We start from the raw sequence: 26,656 nt of genomic DNA on the forward strand, positions 1-26,656 counted from the left end.
GGAAGACCGGGGAGTAGACCATGCTGGCTGATCGCATCGAGGCAAAATGGATCGACGCATTTTGCGAGATTTTTGAGCGATGCGCCGTCAAGGCCGGCGATACCGCGGCGATCCTCTCGGAAACCCAGTCACGTGCGTTGAATGTTCATCTGGCGGAGCTCGCGCTGCTGCGGATGGGCGCGCGACCGTTTCACGTGGTCATGCCGACCCCGCGTAACCGGAATATCGTTCCGGTTCGCTCGACAGGTGCAAGCGACGCGATCCAGCGGCTCGGTCCGGTCATCACTGCGCTTCAACAGGCCGGCTTCGTGGTGGATTGCACCATCGAGGGCCTGATGCATGCGGTCGAGACACCAGAGATCCTTAAGGCGGGCGCGCGTATCCTCGTGATCTCCAACGAGCATCCCGAGGCTCTGGAGCGAATGGTGCCGGATCTGGCGCTCGAGAAGCGCGTTCGCGCAGCGGCGAAGATGCTGCGCGGGACCAAGCGGATGCGGGTGACGTCAAAGGCCGGCGCGGCGCTCGACGTCGATATGGTCGGCGCGTCCACGGTCGGCGTGTGGGGCTGGACGGACAAGCCCGGTACGCTGGCGCATTGGCCCGGCGGCATCGTTGTCAGCTTCCCCAAGAGCGGAACGATCAATGGCACGCTGGTGATGGCGCCCGGCGACATCAATCTCACGTTCAAGCGCTACCTGACATCGCCGGTGAAGATGACGCTGAAGGACGATTATGTCGTCGAGCTGGAAGGCGAGGGCACCGATGCCGCAATGATGCGTGCCTATCTTGCCGCCTGGGGCGATCGGGAAGCCTATGCGGTATCGCATGTCGGCTTCGGCATGAATCCGGCCGCGCGCTACGAGGCGCTGTCGATGTATGATCAGCGCGACACCAACGGCACGGAAATTCGTGCCGTCTCCGGCAACTTCCTGTTCTCGACCGGTGCCAACGAATTCGCCGGCCGTTACACGGCGGGCCATTTCGATCTGCCGATGATGGGGACGACGATCGAGCTCGACGGTGTCGCGGTGGTGCGTGAAGGGGTGCTGCAGGACGTCTTCGGCTAGTTCCGATCGAGCACCGGTGGCCTCGCAAGGTCAAAGTGGCGGAGCAGGTCGACCATGGCCTGAAGCCGTTTTGCCCGATAAGCGTCGACGTCCATGCCTGAATAATCGAGAAAGCCTGCGCCCGTTCGCAGGCCGATCCGGCCCTCGTGCATGTTCCGCGAAATGACCTCCGGCGCACGATAGCGGTCGCTGCCGAGTGCGCCTTCGAGATAACGGCTCGCGTAATAGAGGATGTCTCCGCCGCCCCAGTCGATGAATTCGAGCAGCCCAAGCACGGCGTAACGGAAGCCGAAGCCGTACCGGATCGCCTTGTCGATGTCTTCTGCGCTGGCGACGCCTTCCTCGACCATGCGCGCGGCCTCGTTCATCGCCAGCGCCTGGATCCGCGGAACGATGAAGCCGGGCGTCGCCGCGCAGACCACCGGCACCTTGCCGATGCCTTCGAGCAGCGCCTTGACCTCGTCGATGACAGCGGGATCGGTGGCTTTACCGGGCGAAACCTCGACCAGCGGGATCAGATAGGCCGGATTGAGCCAGTGCACATTGAGGAAGCGGCGAGGGTTCACGATCGCGCCCGAGAGATCGTCGACAAGAATGGTCGAGGTCGTCGATGCGATGATCGTATCGGGGCCGACTTGTTTTGAGGCCGCCCCCAGCACATCTCGCTTGAGCTCGACGACTTCGGGAACCCCTTCAAAGACTATTCCAGCATTGGACAGTGCCGCACCGCTCTGGCTGGCCGGCACCACCGAGACCCGTGCGATCAGCGGATCGACATCCGCCTCGGTCAGTAGCCCCAGCTTCGACAGGCTGGCAAAGGTCGTCCTGACTTCGCCGAGCGCATCTGCCTCCAGCCTGGCGAAATCTTCCACTGAACGGGCCTTGATGTCGATCATCGTGACCGTATGCCCCGCGTAGGCAAACGCGACCGCGATGCCGCGCCCCATGCGGCCGGCCCCGAGACAGGCAATGATGGCTCGGCTGGTCATCGGTCAAATCCCCCGCGAAGAAGCGTCTGCAAATCGGCCTTGCCGAGATTGCCGAGCCCCAGCGTCTCGAGGGTTCGGCCGCCTTGCGCAAAGTCCTCACCGCAGATTGCGCCGCCAATGGCCAGGAATGCCTTGGCCAGCGGCGTAGCCACGCCCGCTAGGCCGGCGACGGAGACCAGCAGCGATAGCCCAAGCCGCAAATCTTCTCTCATGTAGCGGTGCTCGGTCAGCATGATCCGCTCGCGCCAGTCGCCGGAATCGGTCAGCCGGTCGTGCGAGCCGCGGCCGTACATCCAGATCTCGCCTTCCTTGGCATAGTGATGGGCGAGCGGAAAATGTGGTGCGCCATATCCGAGCGCCTCACGGACGGCGATCCGTTCGGCGTCGAGCGCGTCGGTGACCCGGCGAATCGCGGCTTGCGTTCCTTCCTTGTGAATGTCCCACTTTTCGAAATGCTCGATCGGGCCTGCATTCATCACGATCAGCGGCGGGTGGATAATCGGGCCTGCGTTCATCAGCGCACCGGAGAGAGCATCTCCGCACGGCTCGACCGCGCCGGGGAAAGCTTGTCCGATCACCTCAAGTGCGCGCGGCGCCTGATCGAGCGGGAAAACGCCGACCGGCAGTCGCTTGGCGCGGATGGTGATCGCGACCTCGAACGGCCCGTGCTTGCGGGTCAGCCAGGGCAAGGTCCCGGTTTCTGCAAAGCACGCCTTGGCGTGGTTGCCGGAATCCCGCGCAGCCCGGGCGAAGATCATCGAGCCGAACGTGGCCGGCGGCAGAAACACGACCTGTCCGTCCCGCAGATGTGGAGCAAGCAGGCGCGCAATATCAGGCTGCGCGAAGGCGGGGGCGGGGCATAGGATCAGCTCTGCGCCGTTGACGGCTTCGGCGATGCCGGTCGTGACCAGCGCGAGCTTGACGTCGTGAGAGCCGTTATGATCCTTCACCAGGATGCGCGAGCCGGCGGCGCGATGTGCTGCGACCTGATCCGCGTCGCGGCGCCAGAGCCGGACCTCATGTCCCGATAGCGCAAAATCGCCCGCGGCCGCGAAAGAGCCGTTTCCCCCACCCAGAACCGCAATCCTCAAGATGCTTCTCCTTGCGCGCGCGATTGCGCATCAAGCTGCTTCAGCAGGAAATGCTGGACCTTGCCCAGCGCCGTGCGCGGCAGGTCGGTGACGAAAACGATGTCACGCGGAACCTTGTAGCGGGCGAGTTGGGCCTGGAGATGCACCTTCAACGCTTCAGGTTCCAGACGACCGCCAGATCGCGGGATCACGTAGGCGATGGGCACCTCGTCCCAGCGTGGATCGGGCCGGCCGATCACCGCGCATTCGCTGACATCGGGATGTTCGAGCAGGACGCGTTCGACCTCCGCCGGATAGACGTTCTCGCCGCCGGAAATGATCATGTTCTTCTTGCGGTCGCGCACCCAGAAATAGCCGTCCGCGTCGCACAGGCCGATATCGCCGGTACGATACCAGCCGTCGTGCAGCGCATCGCGCGTGGCGTCCGCATTGCCCCAATATTCGAAGAACACGTTGGGCCCGCGCACCGCGATCTCTCCCGGCGCGCCCGCCGGCACCTCGCTGCCGGCGGGATCAATCACTTTCGCTTCGCAGCACAGGCCGGCAAGTCCAGTCGATCCCGCACGAGAGAGATCGCCACCAAGCCGGGTGTAGACCGCAATCGGGCAAGTTTCCGTCGAGCCGTAGACCTGAAGCACCGGGACGCCACGCGCGACGAAGCGGTCGATCAGATGCGGCGGCACGATGGTCGAGCCGGTCGCGACGGCTTTGAGCGACGAAAGGTCGGTCGTGGTCCAGGCGGGATGCTCGCTTACGGCTTGGATGATTGCCGGCACCATCACGGTCAAGGTTGGCCGCTCCCGTTCGATGGCTGCAAGCGCGGTGTCCGGCGTGAAGCGTGCGTGAACCGTGACCATCGCGCCCAGCTGGAGCGCCGCGGTGGTCTGGATGTTGAGGCCACCGACGTGGAAGAACGGCAGCAGCGTCAACACGTGGTCGTCGGACGTCATGTTGTGCATGTGCTGGCTCATGACGCCGTTCCAGAACAATGCCTCCTGGCGCAGCACCGCGCCTTTGGGGCGTCCGGTCGTTCCTGACGTGTAGACAATGAGGAGCGGGCAGGAGAGATCAGTGTGCGGGTTGCGGCCGGTGCCCTCGCTGCGGGCCAGCAGACTTTCGAGCGTCATGCCGCGGGGCGGCTCGAAATCGAGCCCGACAACAGCAGTCCCCTGAAGCTCGGCGAGGATCCCCTCGAATGCCTGCTCGAGCACCAAAACCTTGGCGCCGGCATCGGTGAGAATGAAAAGCTGCTCGGCGATAGCCAGCCGCCAGTTCAGGGGCACCAGCACCGCGCCGAGCCGCGCGCAGGCATAGAGCAGAACCAGATAGTCCGGCCGGTTCAGACTGAGGATCGCAACGCGGTCGCCCCGACCGACGCCGAGCTCCTGCTTCAATGTCGCCACCGTGCGTTCGATGCGTGCAGCGAACGCTGCATAGCTCAACCGTTCGCCTTCGAAGGCAATGGCTGTCTTGTCTGGCGCGAACGCCGCGTTGCGATCGATCAGACTACAGAGATCCACCGTTAGTCGTCCGTTTCGCCGGCCTCGTACAGCGCCTCGCGCCCGATCCGGTCGAGGCAGAGCTCGGCTGTCCAGGGCAACATCAGCGAGCCGCAGCGGCTGTCGCGATAGATCCGCTCGAGCGGCAGCGAACGGAGCATGGCCTGACCGCCGCAGGTGCGGATCGCGAGCGCAGCGAGCTCATTGGCGCCCTCCATGACCGAATATTGCGCGGCATAGGCGCGCAGCACCTGCTCTTTGCTCGGATTGGCGCGCGCCTCGGTGACCGCCTGGAACCAGATCGCCTTGATTTGCTCGAGCTTGATCTGCATCTGCGCGACCGCAATCTGCTTGGTCGGATACATCCTGCGCTTGACCGGCGGCATGCCCGGTACTTCGCCGCGCAGATAGCGCACGGTGAAGTCATAGGCGGCTTGCGCCAGGCCCATATAGGTCGGCGACAGCGTCAGGAACATGTGCGGCCAGCGCATCGCGGCCTGGAAATAGACGCCCCGCGGCATCAGCGCCGAATCTGCCGGCACGAACACGTCCTTGAACAGCAGCGTGCGCGAGACCGTTCCGCGCATGCCGAGCGGATCCCAATCACCGACGACCGAGACGCCTTCCGATTTTGCGGGGATGGCGAGGTAAAGCGTATTGCGGCGCGAAGCCTTCTCGCCTTCCTCGATCTCAGTGCAGAGAACGCCGTAATAGTCCGCATGGCCGGAGAGTGATGCAAAGATCTTTTTGCCGTTGACGATCCAGCCGCCGGCGACCGGCCTTGCTTCCGTGCCGAAAGCGACGCCGCCTGCCGCTGCTGCACCGCCCTCGGAGAAGGGCTGCGAATAGATCGCGCCATCCTCGACGATGCGCTTGTAGTGGACTGCACGTCGCCGCTCGTGCTCGGCGCGGGTCTCTGCATCCATGTCGAGATCGTCGGCGAGCGGGCCCGACCACAGCGTCGAGCAGACGTGCATGTTCCAAGTGAGCGCAGTCGCGCCGCAATAGCGGCCGATTTCGGCTGCCGCCAGTGCGTAAGTTTGATAATTCGCCCCGAGCCCGCCATGCTTCTTGGGGACGGCAATACCGAGCAAGCCGACGCGATGCAGGTCGCGATAATTCTCCGACGGGAAGATCGCCTCGCGGTCGTAAGTCGCGGCGCGGCCAGCGAACACGCTCTGGCCGATCTCTCGCGCGCGCGCGATAATGCCGGCCTGCTCGTCGCTCAGTCGGAATGCAACGGGATCGAAGATCGGCGCATCCAGCGCGACCTTGTCAGTCGCGCCGATGGTCTTGCTGACTTGCATGGTCATTGCGCAGTCATCCTACGTTTTGGCCGCGACGGAATTCAGGAACCGGCCGAGGGCCTCGTCAAAGGCGTTGGGGCGTTCGAGGTTGGCGAGATGGCCGACAGAGTCGAGTTCGACATATTCCGCGGAAGGAATGTAGGTCGCCGTCTTCGCCATCATCGGCGCTGGCGCGTTGTTGTCCTTGGAGCCGGACAGCAGCAGCGTCGGGATGGAAATGTCCTTGAGGGTGCTGCGTTGGTCGAAGCCGATCAAGGCCAGCATCATGGCGCGATAGCTCGCCTCGGGTACGCTTGCCATGCACTCGCGTGCAACCTCCATTCCCTTGGGATCGGGATCGTCGCCCACCAGTTCCTTCACCAGAGAGGGCGCCAGCGACTTCATCGTTTCGCCGCGATCGAGCGGCCCGAGCCGTGCGGCGATAAACGATTTCTGCCAATCGCCGTCGGCCTTGCCGAACGCCGGGCTGGTCTGCGCCAGCACGACCGCGCGTGCCAGTTTTGGGGAGTGCGCCAGCCATTTCTGGACGATCATGCCGCCGATGGAATGGCCGACCAGAATTGGCTTGCTCGCACCAAGCTGTTCGATGAATTGCTGAAGCGCATCCGCCAGGGCAGCGATGCTGACGCTGGCGAGCGGCGCCGATCCGCCATAGCCCGGCATGTCCCATGCAATCGCGTGGAAGCGGTCGCCGAATGTGGCAAGCTGCTGCCGCCAGGCCCGTGCCGCACCGCCAATGCCATGCAGGAAAATCAGAGGTGTCCCGTCCGGATCGCCCGCGGCTTCATAGGCGAAGCGGCCGTCCTTTGTTATCATTGGCGCAGGCTGCGACACGCGACATCCTTTTGCTCGGCCCTTCGATGCTAACAGGCCTGTGAGGGATGGGAAGAGATAATTTTATACTTAAAGCAATTTTCAGGCCGTCTTCTGCCTGCGGCGCTGCGGGTCGAAGTGGAGGCTTGTTTGCAAAAGGTTGAAGGTTAAAATATATCGAGAGAGCGATCAGCAGAATGCAAGGAAACCAGCGCATGTCCGGATTACCGCATTCGCCGCACGCGCTGGTGACCGGTGGCGGTCGCGGCATTGGTCGCGCCATCGCAGCCGCGCTCGTCGAGGCCGGTGCCACGGTGACCGTCCTCGGGCGGAACGCTGCGACGCTTGAAGAGGCTGTCGGCGCAGGGGCAGCGCATTTTGCGGCCATCGCCGACGTCTCCGACGAAACCTCATTGAAAGTCGCCATCGCTCAAGTGAGCGCGCGGAAGCCGATCGATATTTTGATCGCCAACGCGGGAAGCGCCGAGTCCGCGCCGTTCTCCAAATCCGACAGCGCCCTGTTCGCGCGCATGATGGACGTCAATTTTATGGGCGTGGTGCATGCTATCGGCGGTGTGCTGCCAGGGATGAAGGATCGTCCCTATGGCCGTATCGTCGCGATCGCGTCGACGGCGGGGCTCAAGGGATATGCCTACGTCAGCGCTTACACCGCGGCCAAGCATGCTGTTGTCGGTCTCGTGCGTTCCCTTGCAGTCGAGATGGCTGCCAGCAGTGTGACCGTAAACGCGGTGTGTCCCGGTTTCACCGACACCGATCTGGTCGCCGGCAGCATCGAGAACATCATGAAAAAGACGGGACGCAGCCGCGAGCAGGCTATTGCCGAGCTCGCGAAACATAATCCGCAAGGGCGATTGATCTCTCCACAACAGGTCGCGGATGCCGTGCTCTGGCTGTGCGGCGAGGGCGCCGGCGCAATCACCGGGCAGGCAATCGCTGTTGCCGGTGGTGAGATTTAGCGCGCATGGCAAAGGCGCGGAACGAGGAAGCCAAGGAGATCGCATGAGCAGACCAGCCAATCCCGTGACCTTACCGCTTGCGGACTATTCGCCGCAGCATTTCCTGCTGGCCGTCGTCGATGGTGTTGCGACAGTCACGCTCAATCGTCCGGAACGAAAGAATCCGTTGACCTTCGAGAGCTATCGCGAACTCACCGATTTCTTTCGCGCTTGCGCGTTCGACGATGCGGTCAAGTCCATCGTCGTGACCGGCGCTGGTGCCAATTTCTCGTCCGGCGGCGATGTGTTCGAAATCATCGGTCCGCTCGTGAAGATGGACACCAAGGGGCTGACGGCGTTTACGCGGATGACCGGCGACCTCGTCAAGGCGATGCGGGCCTGCCCGCAGCCGATCGTTGCCGCGGTTGAAGGCATTTGCGCCGGCGCGGGCGCGATCATCGCCATGGCGTCGGACATGCGGCTTGCGGCGAGCGGGGCCAAGGTCGCATTCCTCTTCAACAAGGTGGGCCTTGCCGGTTGTGATATGGGCGCCTGCGCGATCCTGCCGCGGATCATCGGACAGTCCCGCGCTTCCGAGTTGCTCTATACCGGCCGGTTCATGACTGCGGAGGAGGGCGAGCGCTGGGGCTTCTTCAGCCGCCTCGTCACGCCGGAGCAGGTGCTGCCCCAAGCGCAAGTGCTGGCCAGGCAAATCGCGGAGGGGCCGACCTTTGCCAACACCATGACCAAGCGGATGCTGGCCATGGAATGGGCGATGTCGGTGGAGGAGGCGATCGAGGCGGAAGCCGTTGCTCAAGCGCTGTGCATGACGACGGCCGATTTCGAGCGGGCCTTCGAGGCTTTCGCCAACAAGGTCAAGCCGGTCTTCAGGGGCGACTAGGCCGGGCTTTGTCAGCAGCCTGCCGCAATCGGGACTTGCGCCCGATTATTTTAGGCTTAAAATAGTTTCGCCGGGTTGAATTGGCGAGGCTCCCATGAAAGTCGCGATCATCGGTGGCGGACCTGCGGGTCTCTACGCTGCAATCCTGCTGAAGAAGCAGCGACCGAGCGCCGAGATCACGGTATACGAGCGCAACCGCGCCGACGACACCTTCGGCTTCGGCGTGGTGTTTTCGGACGCCACGCTTGATAATTTCGAGAAGCACGACCTTCCGAGCTATCGTCGCATCACCCAGGAATTCGCGTACTGGGACGACATTGCCGTGCACTTCCGCGGAACGGTTCATCGGGTCGGCGGCAATGGCTTTTGTGGCTGCTCGCGGCAGAAGCTGCTCCTGATCCTCCAGGCGCGCGCGCGCGAACTGGGTGTCGTCCTGAATTTCGAAGTGGACGTCGAGGATGAATCCCGCTTCGCCGACGCCGATCTGATCCTGGTCGCTGACGGCATCAACAGCCGCTTCCGCGACAAATACGTCGATCATTTCGCGCCGGAAGTCGACCTCCGTACCAACAAATTCGCCTGGATGGGCTCGACCAGGCCGCTGGATGCCTTCACCTTCATCTTCCAGGAGACGGAGTGGGGGCCGTTCATTGCCCATGCCTATCAATATGAAGCCGGACATTCGACCTGGATTTTCGAGACCGATCCGGAGACGTTCGAACGCGCCGGGCTGACGGGCCTGAGCGAGACCCAGTCCGCTGCGCGAATGGCCGAGATCTTCGGCTGGTTCCTCGATGGGCATCAACTGCTCACCAACCGCTCGACGTGGCGCAACTTCCCGATGATCCGCAGCAAGCGCTGGGTCAAGGACAACATGGTTCTGCTCGGCGACGCCAAGGCGAGCGCGCATTTCTCGATCGGCTCGGGCACCAAGCTCGCAATGGAAGACGCGATCGCGCTGGCTGACGCCATGGAGAAGGCGCCCAGCATCAAGGCGGCGCTGGACGTCTATGAGCACGGCCGCCGCGAAGAGGTCGAGAAGACGCAGCACGCCGCCGACGTCTCGCTGGTCTGGTTCGAGCATGTCGACCGCTTCTGGGATTTCGATCCTGTGCAGTTCGCCTTCGGCGTGATGACGCGCTCGAAGGCGATCACCTATGACAATCTGAAGCTTCGCGCCCCCGACTTCGTGGCGGAGGTCGAAACATCGTTTGCCAAGCGTGTTCGTGACAGCGGTTTCGACGTCGACACCAAGAAGCCGATGGTGCCGCTGTTCCAGCCCTTCCGGCTAGGCGAGATGGAGATCGCCAATCGCGCCGTGGTGTCGCCGATGTGCATGTATTCGGCGAAGGAGGGCGTGCCGACCGATTTCCACTTGGTGCACTACGGCTCGCGCGCGATCGGCGGCGCCGGCCTGATCTTCACGGAGATGACCTGCGTTTCCCGCGACGCCCGCATCACGCCGGGCTGCACAGGATTGTGGAACGACGAGCAGGAGGCGTCCTGGCGGCGCATCGTTGATTTCGTCCATGCCAATTCAGCCGCAAAAATCTGCCTGCAACTGGGGCACGCCGGGCGTAAGGGGGCGACCAAGCTGATGTGGGACGGCATGGACCGTCCGCTGGACGAAGGCGGCTGGGAGGTGTTTTCCGCATCGCCGCTGCCCTATTTCCCCGACAGCCAGGTTCCGCGCGAGCTCGATCGCGCCGGCATGAACGCAGTGAGAGATGCTTTCGTCGCGGCGGCCGAGCGCGGCGAGCGCTGCGGCTTCGACATGCTCGAACTGCACTGCGCCCACGGCTATCTGCTTGCGAGCTTCATCTCGCCGCTGACGAACACCCGCACGGATGACTATGGCGGCTCGTTGGTCAATCGCCTGCGCTTCCCGCTCGAAATCTTCGAGGCACTGCGGGCCGCGTGGCCGTCGCACAAGCCGATGTCTGTGCGCATTTCCGCGACCGACTGGGCCGAGGGCGGCATCGGCGGCGACGATGCGGTGGCGATCGCGCGCGCGTTTGCCGAAGCCGGCGTCGATCTCGTCGACGTCTCGACCGGACAGACCGTGCGCGATGCGCAGCCGATCTACGGGCGCATGTTCCAGACGCCGTTCTCCGACCAGGTCCGCAATGAGGCGCGCGTGGCCACGATGTGTGTCGGCAACATCACGACGGCTGACCAGGCCAACACCATCCTGGCTGCCGGCCGGGCGGACCTCGTCGCGCTCGGGCGGCCGCATCTGGTCGATCCCTCATTCACCATGAGGGCGGCGGCCTGGTACGGGGCGGACGACGCGTTCTGTCCTCCGCAATATCGTCCCGGAAAAGATCAGATTTTCCGCAACAGCGTGCGCGACCGGCAGGATCTCGAGGAGCTGAGAATTAAGGCTAAGCCCAAGACCCGGGCCGAGCTCAAGGCGGAGGCGACAAAGCCGCTTGCGGCGGAGTGACCGCCCGTGCGAATTTGGCCGTATTGCCTGGTGTGTACCGAGTGGAGTGAGGGCGATGAAGGCGATTATCGTCGGTGGCGGTATCGGTGGTCTCACCACCGCATTGATGCTGCGCTCGCGGGGCCTCGCTTGCGAGATTTTCGAGCAGTCTGACACCATCCGCGAGCTTGGCGTCGGCATCAACACGCTGCCGCATGCCATGCGCGAGCTGGCAGGTCTCGGTCTGCTGCAGCAGCTTGACGATGTCGCGATCCGCACCGACCAGCTCTATTACCTCAACCGCCACGGCCAGGAAGTCTGGCGCGAGGCCCGCGGCATCGACGCCGGCCACGATGTGCCGCAATTCTCGATCCACCGCGGCCGCCTTCAAGGCGTCATCCATCGGGCGGTCGAGGAGCGGCTCGGGCCGGAGGCCATCCACACCGGCTGCCGCCTCGGCGCCTTCACGCAGGACGAGGGCGGCGTCACCGCTTACTTCTTCGACCGCTCAGGCGCACACATCCATACTGCGCGCGGCGACATTCTGATTGGTGCCGACGGCATCCATTCGCGGGTCCGTGACACGCTATTCCCGAGCGAGGGGCCGCCATGCTGGAACGGCCTGATGCTGTGGCGCGGTGCGCGGGATTGGCCGCTGTTCCTCACCGGCAAATCGATGATCGTCGCCGGCGGCCTCAACGCCAAGGTGGTGATCTATCCCATTGCGGAGGGATCGAGCCCGGCGAGCCGTCTCACCAATTGGGCGGTGCTGGTGAAGGTCGGCGAGGGCAATGCCCCGCCGCCGCGCAAGGAAGACTGGTCGCGGCCGGGCCGGCGCGAGGAGCTGATGCCGCATGTGGCGCGCTTTTCGGTGCCTTACGTCGACGTGAAGAGCCTGATCTCGGCCACGCCCGAGTTCTACGAATATCCGACCTGCGACCGCGATCCGTTGCCCTATTGGTCGTCGGGCAGAGTCACGCTGCTCGGCGATGCCGCGCATCCGATGTATCCGGTTGGCTCCAATGGCGCCTCGCAGGCCATCCTCGATGCACGCTGCCTCGCCGACGCGCTGGTGCGCGCCGAGCATCCGCGCCAGGCGCTGCTTGAATACGAGAAGAAGCGCCTGCCCATGACCGCGGACATCGTCCGGTCCAACCGGCGCGGAGGCCCCGAGGGCGTCATCGACGCTGTCGAGCAGCTCGCGCCTGATGGTTTCGATAATGTCGACAACGTGCTGAGCTATTCCCAGCGCGAAGCCATCGTGCGCGGCTATGCCACCAAGGCCGGCTTCGCCGCAGTGCCGGGACTTGCGGCGGTGCGGGCGTGAATCTAGCCGCCGGGAGGCGGCGGCAGGAAGTGGATGTTGAACTCGGCGGCCATCGCCACCACGTCCTCGGGCTTCTGCTCCTTCATGTTGTGAAGGCCCCAGAACAGGTCGAACAGCTTGCGGGTCGGTGACACCCAGAACAGCACCTTCGCGGTCTGCTCCGATTTGTTGAAGATGCCGTGCGGCACGCCCATGCCGAGCCGGATCAGGTCGCCCGCGGTCGCCTGCGACTCGGAATTGCCGAGCATGAAATCGAGCTTGCCCTCCAGCATATAGAGATATTCATCCTGGTCGGGATGAATGTGCGGCGGCACGAACGTGCCCGGCGGCAGCGTCGCATGCCAGGAAAAGCTGTGCTCGGTGTTGCTCTTCGGCACATAGGTCTGGCCGAGGATGTTCCAGGAGATGCCTTGGATGCCCTCATTGGCCCGCGTGATGCCGGTGATTTCGCTTTTCATTGTGATCCTCCCTCGACGCGACCTGCGGCTTAGTTCGCCGCCTTGCAGTCTTTGGCGTAGCGGTCGCCGTAATTCTCAAAGACTTTCTGGACGATCTCGGTCTGGAACTTGCCGTCCGCGCGCTTGGCAACCTTGGTCAGGTAGAAGTCCTGGATCGGATAACCGTTGGTGTTGAACTTGAAGGCGCCGCGCAGCGAGGTGAAGTCGGCCTTTTTCAAAGCGGCCGCGACCGCGTCCTTGTTAGAGAGGTCGCCCTTCACGGCCTTGACGGCGCTGTCGATCAGCATCGCGGCATCGTACGCCTGGAAGGCATAGGTGCCCGGCACGCCGTTATAGGCGGCCTCATAGGCCGCGACGAACTTCTTGTTCTGGGGATTGTCGAGATTGGGCGCCCAGTTTGCGCCGCCGAACATGCCGACCGCCGCGTCCTGCTGTGCCGGCAAGGTCGATTCATCCACCGTGAAAGCCGAGAGCACCGGAATGCTGTCGGCGAGGCCAGCCTGCCGGTATTGCTTGACGAGATTGACCCCGAGGCCACCCGGCATGAACGTGAAGAGCGCATCGGGCTTCTGTGACGAAATCTTGGAGAGCTCCGGCTGGAAGTCCAGCGTGTTGAGCGGCATGTAGGATTCTTCGACGATCTCGCCCTTGTAGTCGAGCTTGAAGCCCGCAACCGAGTCCTTGCCGGCCTGATAGTTCGGCACCATCAGATACATGCGCTTGTAGCCGCGATCCTGCGCGACCTTGCCGAGGATTTCGTGCACCTGATCGTTCTGATACGAGGTCACATAGAAGAACGGGTTGCAGTCCTTGCCGGCAAACGTAGAGGGGCCGGCATTGGGGCTGATCAGGAAGGTTTTCGATTCCGTGACCGGCCGATGGATCGCCTGGAGGATGTTGGAGAAGATCGGGCCGACCACGAAGTCGACCTTGTCGCGCTCCAGAAGGCCCTTGACCTTGGTGACCCCTGCGTCCGGCTTCAACTCGTCGTCGACCACGACGACCTCGACATCGCGGCCGCCCATCTTGCCGCCGAGATCCTTGACCCCGAGCGCAAAGCCGTCGCGAACTTGTTGGCCGAGCGCGGCGGCGGGTCCCGAGAGCGTCACGATCACACCCAGCTTGATTTTCTCCTGGGCGAGGGAAGGGCTCACCGCGGTGCCAAGCAGCAAGGCGGCTGCGGCCAACGTCATTTGCGTCTTCATGATCTGTCCCTCGTGGCGATCGGTCTTGCGCTGCAAGCCGCTACTCCAATCCAAGTTTATGCCGATGATTGCTGCCGCGGCAAGCTAAGCTCAAGTCGTCATCCTGCGGGCAGCGGTGCATGCAAGCGGCGCGCCAATATTTGAAGCCTAAAGAAATCGGCGTGCGGTTGATTGTTGCGGCTTTAGGCTTGCAGCCGGCTTCGATTTATTTGAAGCTCAAAACGTTGGGAATCCCTGCCGGGCGCCAATGTCGGCCGTGAGTGACTGCATCAACATGCTCGATTCCGAGACCAAGGCCGTCGAAACTCCGGAGGATCACGCCGAAGAGCTTCGGCTGTGGCTGCGCCTCCTGACCTGCACGACCCTGATCGAGGGTGAGGTCCGTGGCCGGTTGCGGCAACGCTTCGACGTCACATTGCCCCGTTTCGACCTGATGGCGCAGCTCGACAAGGCGCCCGATGGCATGACGCTGTCCGACGTCTCCAAGCGCATGATGGTCTCGAACGGCAATGTCACCGGCCTCGTCGAGCGCCTCGTGGAATCCGGTCATCTCGACCGCCGCACGTCGGAGACGGACCGCCGCGTCCAGGTGATCCGGCTGACGAAACTCGGTCGCGCCGAGTTTCGCAGAATGGCCGCGGAACACGAAACCTGGATCGCCGATCTCTTCGCCGATCTGACGCCGAAGGATGTGCGCGAATTGATGCGGCTGCTGGCCAAGACCAAGGCATCGGCGCAGAAATCGGCCGGTCGCCGCCGGGCCTAGGCTGCGGCCGAGGCACTCACCATCCCGTTTGCCGCCGGAAAAAGCACGGGATGCCCAAAATCCGCTATTGCGCGAAATTGCTTTAAGCCTAAAATGTTTCCGAGTTAGTGCTGCCGGGTGCTTTCCATGCTGAAAGGAGCGTGCGATGGCCAACGCCGCCAAGGTTCAAGTTTCGGGCTCGCGTGACGACAGTGCCGCGTCCGCCCATGTCGATACATTCGCGCGGCAGCATCTTCCGCCGCGAGAGTTGTGGCCGGAATTCATCTTCACACGACCTGAACTGCAGTATCCGCCCCGCCTGAACTGCGTCAGCTATTTCCTCGACCGCTGGGTCGAGCAGGAACACGGCGACGCTCCCTGCGTGATCAGCCCCGCCGTCAGCTACACCTATCGTGAGTTGCAAACGCTGGTGAACCGCATCGCCAATGTGCTGGTCGGCAAGCTTGGTCTCGTCACCGGCGGGCGCGTGCTGCTACGCTCGGCCAACAATCCGATGATGGTCGCGACCTATCTGGCGGTGATCAAGGCCGGCGGCATTGTCGTGGCGACCATGCCGCTCTTGCGCGCCAAGGAGCTGTCCTATCCGATCCAGAAGGCGGAGATCACACTCGCGCTCTGCGATGGCAAGCTCGCCGACGAGATGGAGAAGGCGAAAGCCGCAGCCCCCGGTCTCAAGCGCGTGGTCTATTGGGGCAACGGCGCCGGTGACTCGCTCGAGGCGCTGATGGGGGATGCAAGTCCGGAGTTCAAAGCCGTCGATACCGCCTCCGATGACGTCTGCCTGATCGCGTTCACGTCGGGCACGACCGGCGATCCCAAGGGCACCATGCATTTCCATCGTGACATGCTGGCGGTCTGCGATGGTTATGCGCGCAACATCCTGCGCGCGGAGCAGAAGGATCGCTTCGTCGGCTCTGCACCGCTCGCCTTCACGTTTGGCTTCGGCGGCGTGCTGTTTCCGATGCACATCGGCGCCTCCTTCGTCGTGCTGGAGAAGACGGCGCCCGACGACATTCTGAATGCGATCGAGCAGTACAAGACCACAGTCTGTTTCACCGCGCCGACCGCGTACCGGGCGATGATTGGCAAGCTACCGGGCCGCGATATTTCCTCGCTTCGCAAATGCGTGTCCGCCGGCGAGACCCTGCCCAAGCCGACATTCGATGCCTGGCTGAAGGCGACCGGCATCAAGCTGATGGACGGCATCGGCTCGACTGAACTGCTGCACATCTTCATCAGCGCGACCGAGGACGAGATCCGTCCCGGTGCGACGGGCAAGCCGGTGCCGGGGTATGAAGCGAAGATCGTCGACGATTCCGGCAATGATTTGCCGCCGGGCACGATGGGACGGCTCGCGATACGCGGGCCGACCGGATGCCGCTATCTCGCCGACGAGCGGCAGCGCAAATACGTCCAGAATGGCTGGAACATCACGGGCGACACCTATCTGATGGATAGCGAGGGCTATTTCTGGTACCAGTCGCGCTCGGACGACATGATCGTGTCGGCCGGCTACAACATCGCAGGCACGGACGTCGAGGCGGCGCTGCTCACGCATCCCTCCGTCGTCGAGTGCGGGGTCGTCGGCGCGCCGGACGAGGCGCGCGGCATGATCGTGAAGGCCTATGTCATTGCCGCGCCGGGTGTAACGCCTGATGCCGAGCTCGTGGCCGCGTTGCAGGAGCATGTCAAACGCGAGATCGCGCCATACAAATATCCGCGCGCGATCGAGTTCGTGACGCAACTACCGAAGACCGAGACTGGCAAACTAAAGCGCTTTGCCCTGCGGCAACTGGCGCAGACCGCGGTGGCGTCCTCCGGCGTCGCGGCGGAATGAGAGAAGGATAGAGAATTGTCCGTGACGCCGCCGAAAGGCCCGCACCTCGCGGTGCTGCCGACAGCAGCCGAGGATGAAACCCACTCCAGGGCGCAGGTGCTCCAGCCGTCCGGTTGGCCGGTGCCGAAAGGCTATGCCAATGGCATGGCGGCCGAGGGACGCATCGTCGTCACTGGCGGCGTCATCGGCTGGGATGCCGAGGAGCGTCTCGCGGAGGGTTTCGTCGCGCAGGTGCGCCAAACCCTAGGCAACATCGCCGCGATCCTCGCGGAAGCCGGTGCGCAGCCCGAGCATTTGGTGCGCCTGACCTGGTACGTCGTCGACATGGACGAGTACCTGACGAACCTGAAAGAGCTCGGCAAGGCCTACCGCGCCATCTTCGGTGCGCACTATCCGGCGATGGCGCTGGTTCAGGTCGTCCGCCTCGTCGAGAAGGCGGCGCGCGTCGAAATCGAAGCCACCGCCGTCATCCCGCGCTGAACTGCGGCCGGTGCGTGCTCAGCTTGCCTTGGTCAGCTTGCCTTGTCAGCTTGCCTTGGCGAGGTCATCGTCCTCGGGCGAGTTCAGATATATTCCTGACATGGTGTCGACCCAGCAGAGATGGTCATGCACCTTCTTCACGCCGTTGACATTCTCCGCGGCGACGACTGCGGCCTGTCGCGCGCGCTCCTCGGTGATGACGCCGCTGAGATGAACGATGCCGTCGCGGACGATGACGTTCAGCCCGAACGGGCACCAGTCGTTCTTCTCCATGGTATCGATGATGCGGTTGCGAATGTGATCGTCGTCGGCGGTCGGATCGGGTACGTCTCGGGCGAGGTCCGCCACCGCCTGGAGCAGGTTCGCTCGCGACACGATGCCGACGATCTTGTCGCCGCGGATCACCGGCAGACGCTTCACATTGTTCCGTTCCATGAGATCGACGATCTCGGAAAGCGCCGTAACCTCGCTGATGGTCACCGGCGAGGGGGTCATCACCTCCGACACCTTGCGGCCGTGCTCGTGGACGAAGTCGCCGGCCGATTTGCCGGATCCTAGAATGAACCGCAGCCAGCGCCCGCGCTTGCGTCCCGTGCCGATTTCGCTGCGGCGGATGAAGTCGCCTTCCGAGACCACGCCGACCAGCTTGCCGGCATCGTCGACGACGGTGAGACCGCTGACATGCCGCTTCAGCATGATGTTTGCCGCCTCGACGATGCCAGTGTCTGGGGTGACCGAGATGACCGACCGGGTCATGATCTGATGGGCGCGCATGGCGGACTCCGCTGATTGTGATGACGTCTGAAGTTGAGCTTAATCTCGGCATCGCGACTTGATTTGACGCAGGTCAATCGAGGAAAGTCGACTGCGATGGCTGGTTCGACTTGATGCAGCTCAACGTTCCCGGCCCGGCTGGCTGTACCCTGATGGAGAAACCCCCTTGTGGGTGATCCAGGAGGCTGATCGTGAGTGAGCTCGTCCAGTTGCAAGAGCCTGCGGCCGAACCATTGCCCTCCAATCCAATTGCAGGGCTGGCCAGCGCGAACCAGCGTGCGCTGGATACCGCATTTGGTGCGCAGGGGCTCATATTCGAAGAGGTCGTGTTCATGACCAACGAATTCCTGGATCGAACGCAAACCGAAACGCATTTATTTGCGGAGTTCGCGTCGAAACTGGCCGGCTCTCACTCCGTGAAGGATTGGACGACCATGTACCGCGAATGCAGTCAGCATCAGCTCGACTTCATTCGTCGCGACTGCGATCGGTATTTTCGGCATGGCGAGCGGGTCGCGGCAGCCATCTTCGGCATGCTCAATGAGCGGTCGCGGCTGACCAGCGCTGTCGCTGACGGAAAATCAGAAGCCAATAAGAATATTCAGCCATGAACGTCACGCAGGCGTCGAACCTCCTGCTGGCCGGAGGGCAACTGACGTCCGAGCCGCCCGTCGATCTGGTAAAGGGTTCCGCAACGCCGGCCGCGATCGTCCAGCAGCATCTTCCGGCTGCCGATGCGCCGCCCGTGCCCGAACCATACCCGCTCGATCGGGCCTTCCATGCGATGTTGGCGCGATTCACCGGTGGGATTTCGCCGTTAGCGCTGTCGCTCGCCTATCTCGATTGGAGTTCGCATCTTGCAGCAGCACCGCAGCGCCAACTGGAGAGGGCGCGCGACATCGTAGGGGACACCAGCCGGTATTTCGACGCCCTCGCGCATGCCGCTGCACCAGGCCAAAACCCCTGGTCGGTGATCAAGCCACAAGCGAAGGACCGCCGCTTCGCAGCGCCATTGTGGCAAAGCCCGCCTTTCAACCTCTTGGCACAATCGTTTCTCCTCGGAGAACGGTGGTGGCACGATGCTGCGACGGGTGTGCGTGGCGTCGCCCCCACGAATGAAGCAATCGTCGAGTTCTCGGGACGCCAGATGCTCGACATGCTTGCGCCATCGAATTTCGCGGCCACAAACCCCGAGGTCCTTCAGAAGGCCTTCCAGAGCGGGGGAGAGAATTTCGTACTCGGGTGGCAGAACTGGTGCAGGGACTTGATGCGCATGCTGCCTACGAGGGAGCCGGCAGGCGACGAACAATTCGTTGTCGGCAAAGCCGTCGCGATTTCGCCCGGCAAGGTCGTCTATCGGAACGAGTTGATCGAGCTGATCCAGTATCATCCCACCACTGAAACGGTGCGGCCCGAGCCGATCCTGATCGTGCCGGCATGGATCATGAAATACTACATCCTCGACCTGTCGTCGCGGAACTCGCTCGTCAAATATCTGACCGGCGAGGGCTTCACCGTATTTGCGATATCCTGGCGCAATCCGAACGCGACCGATCGCGACGTGGCGTTTGATGACTATCGCACATCGGGCGTCCTTGCTGCGCTGGATGCGATCGCCTGCATCTTGCCGCGCCGGAAAGTTCATGCGCTTGGCTACTGCCTTGGTGGCACCTTGTTGTCGATCGCGGCCGCCGCGATGGCACGCGACGGCGACAATCGGCTGAAGACAATCACGATGCTTGCTGCGCAGACGGATTTCACCGAAGCGGGCGAGCTGACGCTTTTCATCAACGAGAGTCAGGTCTCGTTTCTGGAAGACATGATGTGGGAGCGGGGATATCTCGATACGACGCAGATGGCCGGCGCTTTTCAGCTGCTGCGCTCGAACGATCTGATCTGGTCGCGGCTCTCGCACAATTATCTGATGGGGGAGCGGGCACCGCCGAGCGACTTGATGACCTGGAATGCCGACGCCACGCGCTTGCCCTATCGCATGCATTCTGAATATCTGCGCAAGCTGTTCCTCAGCAATGACCTGGCTGAAGGTCGCTACCACGTCGACGGCAAGAGCATATCACTCTCAGACATCCACACGCCTATGTTTGTCGTCGGCACGGTAAGGGATCACGTGGCGCCGTGGCCATCCGTCTACAAGATTCACTATCAGGTCGATGCCGATGTGACCTTCCTGTTGACGAGCGGAGGTCACAACGCCGGCATCGTCGCGCCTCCCGAGGAGCCCGGGCAAAGCTACCAGGTCATGACCAAGGCGGAGGATGCGCCCTACGTCGACAGCGACGAATGGCTGAAACTGGCCCCGCATGCGAAGGGGTCGTGGTGGCAAGAATGGTCCAGATGGCTGACTGCCCGCTCTGGTGAACTCGGTGAGCCGCCACGGATGGGGTTTGGGAACGTCAACAGCCTGCCCGACGCGCCGGGAGACTACGTCCACACCTAATCTTCAGGTTCCGCATTCGGCGCAAGGTCGGCGGAGCGGAACGGCTTGGCCTTGTCCAGTTTCCGGTAGGCGTTCGAGGCGGTCCGCAACAGTTTCTTTTCGCGCTTGCGGTTGAGGAAGCGAATGCCCGCCTCGGGGATGGCCTCGTTCAATGACGCCGCCAGCGTTTGCCCTCGCGCATCGTCGTTCAATTGCCCGAGGGACTTTTGCGCCTTGCGCAATAGCTTGAGGATCGACTTCTGCTTGGTCAGCGAATCGTCGGCGAACAGGTCCTCCAGCGACTCGATCGAATAGGTCAGCCGCTTGTTGAGAAGCCGCAGCTTGTGCCGTTTCTCGACGTCAAGCTTGCGGAGCTTTCGTGCTTTCTTGAGCAACGTCTTTTGCCATTCCGTGAGTTTCGCTGTTGCGTGGTCGGCGAGCGTGCAGCGGCGTAGCCTGATCGCTTCCTTGCTGCGCCGGGTCGACCACGGGCCGCTCTCGATCCAGGCTGACGTCTGTTCGACGAGCCGGCGATATCGCGAGGATTGCAGCGCGCGCGCCAGCAAGCGGTGGCTCTCGGTGCGCTTCTCGTCCCAGTGCTGGAGTTCGGCAATCACGGTCAACTCGCCGCCACTCTCGGCGATGACCCGCTCGATTGCAACGTCGAGGTCCCGTACCATGCCGAGCTGGCTGTTCAGCCATTTCAGCTCGGTCCAGACCTCCGGCCGTACGGCGTCATCGACCGTCGGTGAGAAGAAGCGGATGGCGGTGCGCAGATGCGTCAGTGCAATCCGGATCTGGTGCAGCGCCTCGGGATCGCCGCGGCAGGTGCCGTCATGCTGGGCAAGAACGGCGTCGAGGTGACGGCGGGCGATGATCCGGAAGGCCGTGTCGCAGGCCATGCCGGGGCTGAGGCGGCCGGGCAGGGCATTGCGCCTCGCCGCAGGCTTGACGCGCGCGGCCGTCGAATTCGTGCTGGGTCGCGCCATTTGCGGATTGCCTTACTTGCTCTCGGCGATCGCGTCCCGGCAGTTCTGGAGCGTCTGCTCTTGCGTCCCGGATGCATCGATGGTCGCCCAACCGACATGGCCGATATTATAGTGCTCTTGCAGCGCGGCAACCTCTTGCGTGGCGTCGGATGCGTCGCCCCGGCGGCCGCCGATCCGCGCCTGCCGGGTCGCGAGATCCGCAACCAGAAATAGGCCGCTCAGCGGCACGTTGCGCTCGCGCGCCAGTGCGGCGACCGCGTCTCGTTCGTCCTCACGGGCGAACACGCCGTCGATGATCGCGGAATGGCCTTGCGCCAGCACCCGCCCGGCGTGCTGAGCCAACATGTCGTAAACGCGGGCCGTGACCTCCGGCGTGTACGCGGATGCCGGCAGCCGGTCCGTGTCCTCGACCCCTAACATCTGCTTGCGGACGAGGTCGCTGCGCAGCACGACGGCCCCCGGCTGCGGCGTAACGCTCGGCGCGAGCGCGCGTGCCAAAATCGTCTTTCCGGTACCTGATAATCCGCCGACTGCAATCAGCCGCGGAGCGGGCGGCTGGATCAGGGCGCGGGCGAGGCCAAAATAGCGCCGTGCACCGTCGAGAATGCCCGTATCATGGGGATGCGGCGACTTCAGCCGTGCCAGCGCGACCTGGGAGCGGATCGCCGCCCGGATGGACATGAATAGCGGCAGTGCGGAGAGCGCGTCGAGATTTTCGGCCGGAGTCGCGTCGAGATAGCGGTTCAGCACGATATTGGCCGCGCGTGGCTGATCGTGGTGCAACAGGTCCATCAATCCGAATGCGAGATCGTAGAGCACGTCGGTGGTTGCCATCTGGGGGTCGAACTCGATGGCGTCGAACAGCACCGGCTGTTCATCGATCGAGACGATGTTCGCAAGATGCAGGTCCCCATGGCAGCGGCGCACGAAGCCTTGACGGCCGCGCTCTTCGAGCAAAGGCCGGAGGCGGAGGAACATTGCGTGCGAGTCTCTGCCGAGTTCTGCGATCTCTTCGGCTTCGAAATGATTGTCGGTCCGCAGGCCATTGCTGTTGCCATCGATCAGGCCGGGGATGGAGGAAACCCATGCGTTGCTCTCGGCGTGAACAGCCTGCGCATGCGAAGCCACGATCGCGTCGGCGACAGCCGAGGCAAAAGTGTCATCCAGCGCTCCGGCCTTGGCCAGATGATCCAACGTCCGGCTTTCGTCGAAGCGCGACATCTCGACTGCATACTCGATCGGCCGGCCGCTTCCGTCGACCTTCAGTGTTCCATCGGCTTCTTCCGTGATCGCCACAACGCGGTGATAGATCTGTGGCGCCAGCGGCCGGTTGATCCTGATCTCCTCTTCGCACGCCGCCTTGCGCCTCTCGAGCGTCGAATAATCGAGGAACGGAAATTGCACGGCGCGCTTGATTTTCAGCGCGCGCCTGCTTTCGAGAAAGACCGAAGCTGCGTGCGTATCGATACGCCTTACGTTTGGATGATCCGCGGTGAGTGCCGCAAAGATCCGGTCCTGGGTCGCAGAATCGTCTGTCATTCCAGCAGGTACGTCCAGATGCGTCGGAAGGCGGCTCGCCCCGCGATCAGGGTAATCCATAGAAGCAGATCGCGGCCAGTCCTTGACTTCGGTCAACGGCTGTCTCCCTCAGACCGGTCGGAGTTCCCGGGGCTTGACGAGGATCAAGCGTCCGGACCCGAGCCGGCCTATTTTGGTGCCTGAGGAGAATCCCGATGGCCATCAAGGACGTCTTTCTACCGCTCGTCGGTCAGCCGCGCGGCCCGGCCCTTGCTGCGATCGAGAAATGCGTGGCCGTTGCCGCCGACCTCGGCGCCAGGATCACCGCGCTTGCACTCGAGGAGGATGTTTTCGTGCGGCCGAAGGTGATGCTCCCCGATACGGCCGAGGCAAACGGCTCGCTAAGGGCGGGCGACAGTCAGCATCTCCTGGATGCGTTCACCCGTGCAACCTCCCGCACCGGCATCCGCGCTCAAAGCCGGTCGGCCAAGGTGCCGGCAGAGCAGATCGCGTCAGTCCTGGCCGAACACGGGCGCTTCAGCGATCTCACCCTGGTCCCCGTGAAGCCGCACGACAGCCGAACCGAGCACATCATCGAGACGCTCCTGTTCGAATCCGGACGGCCCGTGCTGCTCTGCCCGGAGCCGCATCTGGACGAACTGCGCCCGGAATTCGAGAACATCATGATAGCCTGGGATCACTCCGCGCGTGCGGCGCGTGCGGTCGGCGACGCGCTGCCTATCCTTCAGGCAGCAGCCCTAGTCCGCGTGGTGACCGTGGCGGACGACAAGTCCGACGCGATCGTGCAATCCGGGACGGCTCTGGTCGATCACTTGAGGGAACACGGGGTCTACGCCTCGTTCGAAACCGTGGCGGGCGGCGGCAGCTCGATTGGCAAGGTGCTCGGAAGCTGGGCGAATTCCCATGCCATCGATGCGATCGTGATGGGCGCCTACCATCATTCGCGCCTGAACGAGATTGTTTGGGGCGGTGTGACAAAGACCGTCATTGGCGAGCCACCGTGCTGGGTTATGATCTCCTACTAGGCGGGTCGCCAGTTTATCGGGCTTGATCGTCAACCATCGGAACCGCCACCGACCGGGCGCATTTGTTTTCATGTCAACCTATCGTCTGAAGAACCTGCTGTCGCCGCGTTCGGTCGCGCTCGTCGGTGCGAGCGCCCGCCCGGTCTCCGTTGGACGCGCCGTTCTCGAGAACATCCGCAAGGCTGGATTCACGGGACAGTTCGGCCTCGTCAATCCGCGCCATGCCGAGATCGGCGGCGTCGCGGCCGTGGACAGCCTCGACAAGTTGTCGTTCGTGCCGGAGCTCGTGGTCATCACCGCGCCGGCGCGCGCGGTTCCCGGCATTGTCGATCAAGCCGGGCGACGCGGCTCGGCGGGCGCCCTGATCGTCTCGGCCGGGCTCGGTCACGGACCGGGGTCCCTCCACGAGGCCGCCATCGCTGCGGCCCGCAAATACGGGATGCGGCTGATCGGGCCGAATTGCTTGGGCATCATGATGCCCGGCGTGAGCCTGAATGCGAGTTTTGCCGCGCACATGCCGGGGCCGGGGAATCTCGCGCTGATCTCGCAATCGGGCGCGATCGCGGCCGGCATGGTCGATTGGGCCGCACAGCGCGGCGTCGGCTTCTCCGGCATCGTCTCGATCGGCGATCAAATCGACGTCGATATTGCCGATCTGCTCGATTATTTCGCGATGGATCACAAGACCCGCGCGATCCTGCTCTACATCGAAGCCATCAAGGACGCGCGCAAGTTCATGTCGGCCGCGCGCGCCGCGGCGCGGGTGAAGCCGGTGGTCGTGGTGAAGTCCGGCCGAATGGCGCAGGGCGCGAAGGCGGCCGCCACCCATACCGGTGCACTCGCGGGCGCCGACGCCGTCTATGACGCGGCGTTCCGCCGCGCGGGCGTCCTGCGGGTCTCCGATCTGCGCGAGCTGTTCGATTGCGCCGAGACGCTCGGCCGCGTCGAGTCGCCGGCAGGAAAGCGCCTCGCCATCCTGACCAATGGCGGCGGCATCGGTGTCCTCGCTATTGACCGCCTGGTCGAGCTCGGCGGCATTCCGGCCACCATCTCGGCGGACGCTCGCAAGAAACTCGATGACGTGCTGCCGCCGACCTGGTCCGGCGCAAATCCCGTCGACATCGTGGGCGACGCCGATGCGGCGCGCTACGCGGCGGCGCTCGAGGTGCTGCTCGCCGATCCCGACAACGACGCGGTCCTCGTCCTCAACGTGCAGACCGCGATCGCCTCGGCTGCCGACATCGCCACGGCCGTGACGGAGCTCGTCGGCAAGTACCGCGAGCAGCACCGCCGATGGGCGAAGCCCGTGCTGGCCGCCTGGGTCGGAGCCGATCAGAACATCGTTCAGGCACTCTCTGGCGCGGGCATCCCGAACTATCCGACCGAGGATGACGCCGTGCGCGGTTTCATGCACCTGGTCCGGCACCGCGAAGTGGTGGAGGAACTGAGCCAGGTTCCACCCGCGATGCCCGATACTTTCGTGCCAGACGCACGTGCCGCGAAGCAGATCGTAGCTGCGGCCATCGCAGACGGCCGCCAGTGGCTCGAACCCGTCGAGATCAAGCACCTGCTCGAAGCGTACGATATCGCGATGGTGCCCACATACGCCGCGGCCGATGTCGAGCAGGCGGTCGCCTACGCGAAAGACATCTTTGCGCAAGGTGCCACCGTCGTGCTGAAGATCATGTCGCGCGATATCGTCCATAAATCCGATGTCGGTGGCGTCGTGCTCAATTTGACGACGGTCGAGGCGGTACGCGCCGCCGCCACCGATATTCTCGCCCGCGCGAGGAAGCTGCGTCCGCAAGCCCGCATTGAGGGCGTCATCGTGCAGGCGATGGTTGTCAAGGCGAAGGCGCGCGAGCTGATCCTGGGCCTCGCCGACGATCCGACCTTCGGCACCGTCGTCGTGTTCGGCCGCGGCGGGACCGCGGTCGAGATCATCAACGACAAGGCGCTTGCGCTACCGCCGCTCGATCTGCAACTGGCCCGCGACCTGATCGACCGCACGCGCGTGTCACGACTGCTTCGCGCTTACCGGGACGTGCCGGCGGTGAAGCCCGACGCCGTCGCCATGGTTCTGGTCAAGCTGGCGCAGATGGCCGCCGACATTCCCGAGATCCGCGAATTCGACATCAATCCGCTGCTCGCGGACGAAACCGGCGTGACCGCGGTCGATGCTCGCGTCGCGGTCGGGCCGCCGCAACGGAAGTTTGCCGGCTCCGGCGCCGCCAACTTCGCCGTTCGGGCCTATCCGTCGCAATGGGAGCGCCACCTCAAGCTCAAGGAGGGCTGGCGGATCTTCGCGCGGCCTCTGCGTCCGGAGGACGAGCCGACCATCCACGCATTCCTGAAGCATGTCACGTCGCACGACCTTCGTCTGCGCTTCTTCGCGCCGATGAAGGAGTTCACCCACGAGTTCATCGCGCGCCTGACCCAACTCGACTACGCGCGGGCGATGGCATTTATCGCATTCGACGAGGCGACCGGTGAGATGGTTGGCGTGGTCCGACTCCATTCGGACTCGATCTACGAGAGCGGCGAATATGCGATCCTGCTGCGGTCCGATCTCAAAGGCAAGGGACTGGGATGGGCACTAATGCAGTTGATCATCGATTACGCGAGATCGGAGGGTCTCAAAGCGATCTCAGGTGATGTTCTCAGGGAGAACACCACGATGCTCGAAATGTGCCGGCAGCTCGGCTTCGAGGTGAAGCCGGATCCGGCCGAGCCGGATCTTTGCGACGTCAGGCTGAAGCTTTGAGCGCGCC

The 26,656-nt window shown here is 63.4% G+C and carries 22 protein-coding genes; 12 read left to right on the forward strand and 10 right to left on the reverse strand.

The window, feature by feature from the left end; all coding sequences use genetic code 11:
• The first annotated feature begins 20 nt into the window (after positions 1 to 20).
• Positions 21 to 1,067: a 2,5-dihydroxypyridine 5,6-dioxygenase NicX family protein gene (locus AC0L3P_RS23070; protein ID WP_473305243.1), complete on the forward strand. Its 1,047-nt coding sequence runs from the start codon at positions 21 to 23 to the stop codon at positions 1,065 to 1,067.
• Here the strand turns inward: AC0L3P_RS23070 and AC0L3P_RS23075 are convergent.
• Genes AC0L3P_RS23075 through AC0L3P_RS23095 form a run of 5 tightly spaced genes read right to left on the reverse strand, consistent with a single transcriptional unit; the run spans position 1,064 to position 6,769 of the window.
• On the reverse strand, positions 1,064 to 2,056 hold the full coding sequence (locus AC0L3P_RS23075; RefSeq protein WP_473305245.1) for a 3-hydroxybutyryl-CoA dehydrogenase: 993 nt from the start codon (positions 2,054 to 2,056) through the stop codon (positions 1,064 to 1,066). The two genes, AC0L3P_RS23070 and AC0L3P_RS23075, sit on opposite strands and share 4 nt — an antisense overlap.
• A complete protein-coding gene (locus AC0L3P_RS23080; protein ID WP_473305248.1) occupies positions 2,053 to 3,147 on the reverse strand; it encodes an NAD/NADP octopine/nopaline dehydrogenase family protein in 1,095 nt (364 codons plus the stop codon). The genes AC0L3P_RS23075 and AC0L3P_RS23080 overlap by 4 nt, the downstream gene beginning before the upstream one ends.
• On the reverse strand, positions 3,144 to 4,667 hold the full coding sequence (locus tag AC0L3P_RS23085; RefSeq protein WP_473305252.1) for a class I adenylate-forming enzyme family protein: 1,524 nt from the start codon (positions 4,665 to 4,667) through the stop codon (positions 3,144 to 3,146). Before AC0L3P_RS23085 ends, AC0L3P_RS23080 begins: the two co-directional genes overlap by 4 nt.
• Positions 4,668 to 4,669: 2 nt before the next feature.
• A complete protein-coding gene (locus AC0L3P_RS23090) occupies positions 4,670 to 5,959 on the reverse strand; it encodes an acyl-CoA dehydrogenase family protein (RefSeq protein WP_473305256.1) in 1,290 nt (429 codons plus the stop codon).
• Between the two features lie 12 nt (positions 5,960 to 5,971).
• Entirely contained in the window at positions 5,972 to 6,769 is a 798-nt protein-coding gene (locus AC0L3P_RS23095) for an alpha/beta fold hydrolase (RefSeq protein ID WP_473305260.1), read from the reverse strand.
• Between the two features lie 212 nt (positions 6,770 to 6,981).
• Here AC0L3P_RS23095 and AC0L3P_RS23100 point away from each other — a divergent pair, with 212 nt between their 5' ends.
• From AC0L3P_RS23100 to AC0L3P_RS23115, 4 genes are all read left to right on the forward strand, one after another.
• Positions 6,982 to 7,743 (forward strand): SDR family NAD(P)-dependent oxidoreductase, encoded by a 762-nt coding sequence (locus tag AC0L3P_RS23100; protein ID WP_473305263.1) that lies wholly within the window; start codon positions 6,982 to 6,984, stop codon positions 7,741 to 7,743.
• Positions 7,744 to 7,786: 43 nt separating this feature from the next.
• Complete coding sequence (locus AC0L3P_RS23105; RefSeq protein ID WP_354210215.1) at positions 7,787 to 8,623, forward strand: enoyl-CoA hydratase family protein; 837 nt, start codon at positions 7,787 to 7,789, stop codon at positions 8,621 to 8,623.
• A 94-nt stretch (positions 8,624 to 8,717) separates the two neighbouring features.
• Complete coding sequence (locus tag AC0L3P_RS23110) at positions 8,718 to 11,069, forward strand: bifunctional salicylyl-CoA 5-hydroxylase/oxidoreductase (protein WP_473305268.1); 2,352 nt, start codon at positions 8,718 to 8,720, stop codon at positions 11,067 to 11,069.
• 55 nt (positions 11,070 to 11,124) lie between these two features.
• On the forward strand, positions 11,125 to 12,375 hold the full coding sequence (locus AC0L3P_RS23115) for a flavin-dependent oxidoreductase (RefSeq protein WP_247460916.1): 1,251 nt from the start codon (positions 11,125 to 11,127) through the stop codon (positions 12,373 to 12,375).
• Between the two features lie 2 nt (positions 12,376 to 12,377).
• On the opposite strand, the gene AC0L3P_RS23120 is transcribed toward AC0L3P_RS23115, so the two are convergent.
• On the reverse strand, positions 12,378 to 12,833 hold the full coding sequence (locus AC0L3P_RS23120; RefSeq protein WP_007601580.1) for a cupin domain-containing protein: 456 nt from the start codon (positions 12,831 to 12,833) through the stop codon (positions 12,378 to 12,380).
• Between the two features lie 29 nt (positions 12,834 to 12,862).
• Positions 12,863 to 14,038: an ABC transporter substrate-binding protein gene (locus AC0L3P_RS23125; RefSeq protein ID WP_027519266.1), complete on the reverse strand. Its 1,176-nt coding sequence runs from the start codon at positions 14,036 to 14,038 to the stop codon at positions 12,863 to 12,865.
• 247 nt (positions 14,039 to 14,285) lie between these two features.
• On the opposite strand from AC0L3P_RS23125, the gene AC0L3P_RS23130 reads away from it, so the two are divergent.
• From AC0L3P_RS23130 to AC0L3P_RS23140, 3 genes are all read left to right on the forward strand, one after another.
• The gene (locus tag AC0L3P_RS23130) at positions 14,286 to 14,804 is read left to right on the forward strand and encodes a MarR family winged helix-turn-helix transcriptional regulator (protein ID WP_473305272.1); all 519 of its coding nucleotides are present in this window, start codon (positions 14,286 to 14,288) and stop codon (positions 14,802 to 14,804) included.
• A gap of 145 nt (positions 14,805 to 14,949) precedes the next feature.
• Positions 14,950 to 16,641 carry a benzoate-CoA ligase family protein gene (locus AC0L3P_RS23135; protein ID WP_473305274.1) on the forward strand — a complete coding sequence of 564 codons (1,692 nt, stop codon included), beginning with the start codon at positions 14,950 to 14,952 and terminating at the stop codon, positions 16,639 to 16,641.
• A gap of 15 nt (positions 16,642 to 16,656) precedes the next feature.
• The gene (locus AC0L3P_RS23140) at positions 16,657 to 17,121 is read left to right on the forward strand and encodes a RidA family protein (protein WP_473305279.1); all 465 of its coding nucleotides are present in this window, start codon (positions 16,657 to 16,659) and stop codon (positions 17,119 to 17,121) included.
• Positions 17,122 to 17,166: 45 nt separating this feature from the next.
• Here the strand turns inward: AC0L3P_RS23140 and AC0L3P_RS23145 are convergent, their stop codons facing one another.
• Positions 17,167 to 17,895, reverse strand: coding sequence for a CBS domain-containing protein (locus tag AC0L3P_RS23145; RefSeq protein WP_473305283.1), 729 nt, complete (start codon positions 17,893 to 17,895; stop codon positions 17,167 to 17,169).
• 191 nt (positions 17,896 to 18,086) lie between these two features.
• Here AC0L3P_RS23145 and AC0L3P_RS23150 point away from each other — a divergent pair, with 191 nt between their 5' ends.
• Together AC0L3P_RS23150 and AC0L3P_RS23155 are read left to right on the forward strand one after the other, a co-directional pair.
• Positions 18,087 to 18,506 carry a hypothetical protein gene (locus AC0L3P_RS23150; protein ID WP_473305286.1) on the forward strand — a complete coding sequence of 140 codons (420 nt, stop codon included), beginning with the start codon at positions 18,087 to 18,089 and terminating at the stop codon, positions 18,504 to 18,506.
• Positions 18,503 to 20,353 carry a PHA/PHB synthase family protein gene (locus AC0L3P_RS23155; RefSeq protein WP_473305288.1) on the forward strand — a complete coding sequence of 617 codons (1,851 nt, stop codon included), beginning with the start codon at positions 18,503 to 18,505 and terminating at the stop codon, positions 20,351 to 20,353. The genes AC0L3P_RS23150 and AC0L3P_RS23155 overlap by 4 nt, the downstream gene beginning before the upstream one ends.
• On the opposite strand, the gene AC0L3P_RS23160 is transcribed toward AC0L3P_RS23155, so the two are convergent.
• Entirely contained in the window at positions 20,350 to 21,321 is a 972-nt protein-coding gene (locus AC0L3P_RS23160; RefSeq protein ID WP_473305291.1) for a CHAD domain-containing protein, read from the reverse strand. The genes AC0L3P_RS23155 and AC0L3P_RS23160 overlap by 4 nt on opposite strands.
• Positions 21,322 to 21,333: 12 nt before the next feature.
• On the reverse strand, positions 21,334 to 22,860 hold the full coding sequence (locus tag AC0L3P_RS23165; RefSeq protein ID WP_473305294.1) for a bifunctional aminoglycoside phosphotransferase/ATP-binding protein: 1,527 nt from the start codon (positions 22,858 to 22,860) through the stop codon (positions 21,334 to 21,336).
• 194 nt (positions 22,861 to 23,054) lie between these two features.
• Between AC0L3P_RS23165 and AC0L3P_RS23170 the strand changes: the two genes are divergently transcribed.
• The gene (locus AC0L3P_RS23170; protein ID WP_473305296.1) at positions 23,055 to 23,885 is read left to right on the forward strand and encodes a universal stress protein; all 831 of its coding nucleotides are present in this window, start codon (positions 23,055 to 23,057) and stop codon (positions 23,883 to 23,885) included.
• A 70-nt stretch (positions 23,886 to 23,955) separates the two neighbouring features.
• Positions 23,956 to 26,649 carry a bifunctional acetate--CoA ligase family protein/GNAT family N-acetyltransferase gene (locus tag AC0L3P_RS23175; RefSeq protein ID WP_473305299.1) on the forward strand — a complete coding sequence of 898 codons (2,694 nt, stop codon included), beginning with the start codon at positions 23,956 to 23,958 and terminating at the stop codon, positions 26,647 to 26,649.
• Positions 26,650 to 26,656 lie beyond the last annotated feature (7 nt).

It is taken from the genome of Bradyrhizobium sp. WSM4874 (assembly GCF_055811835.1).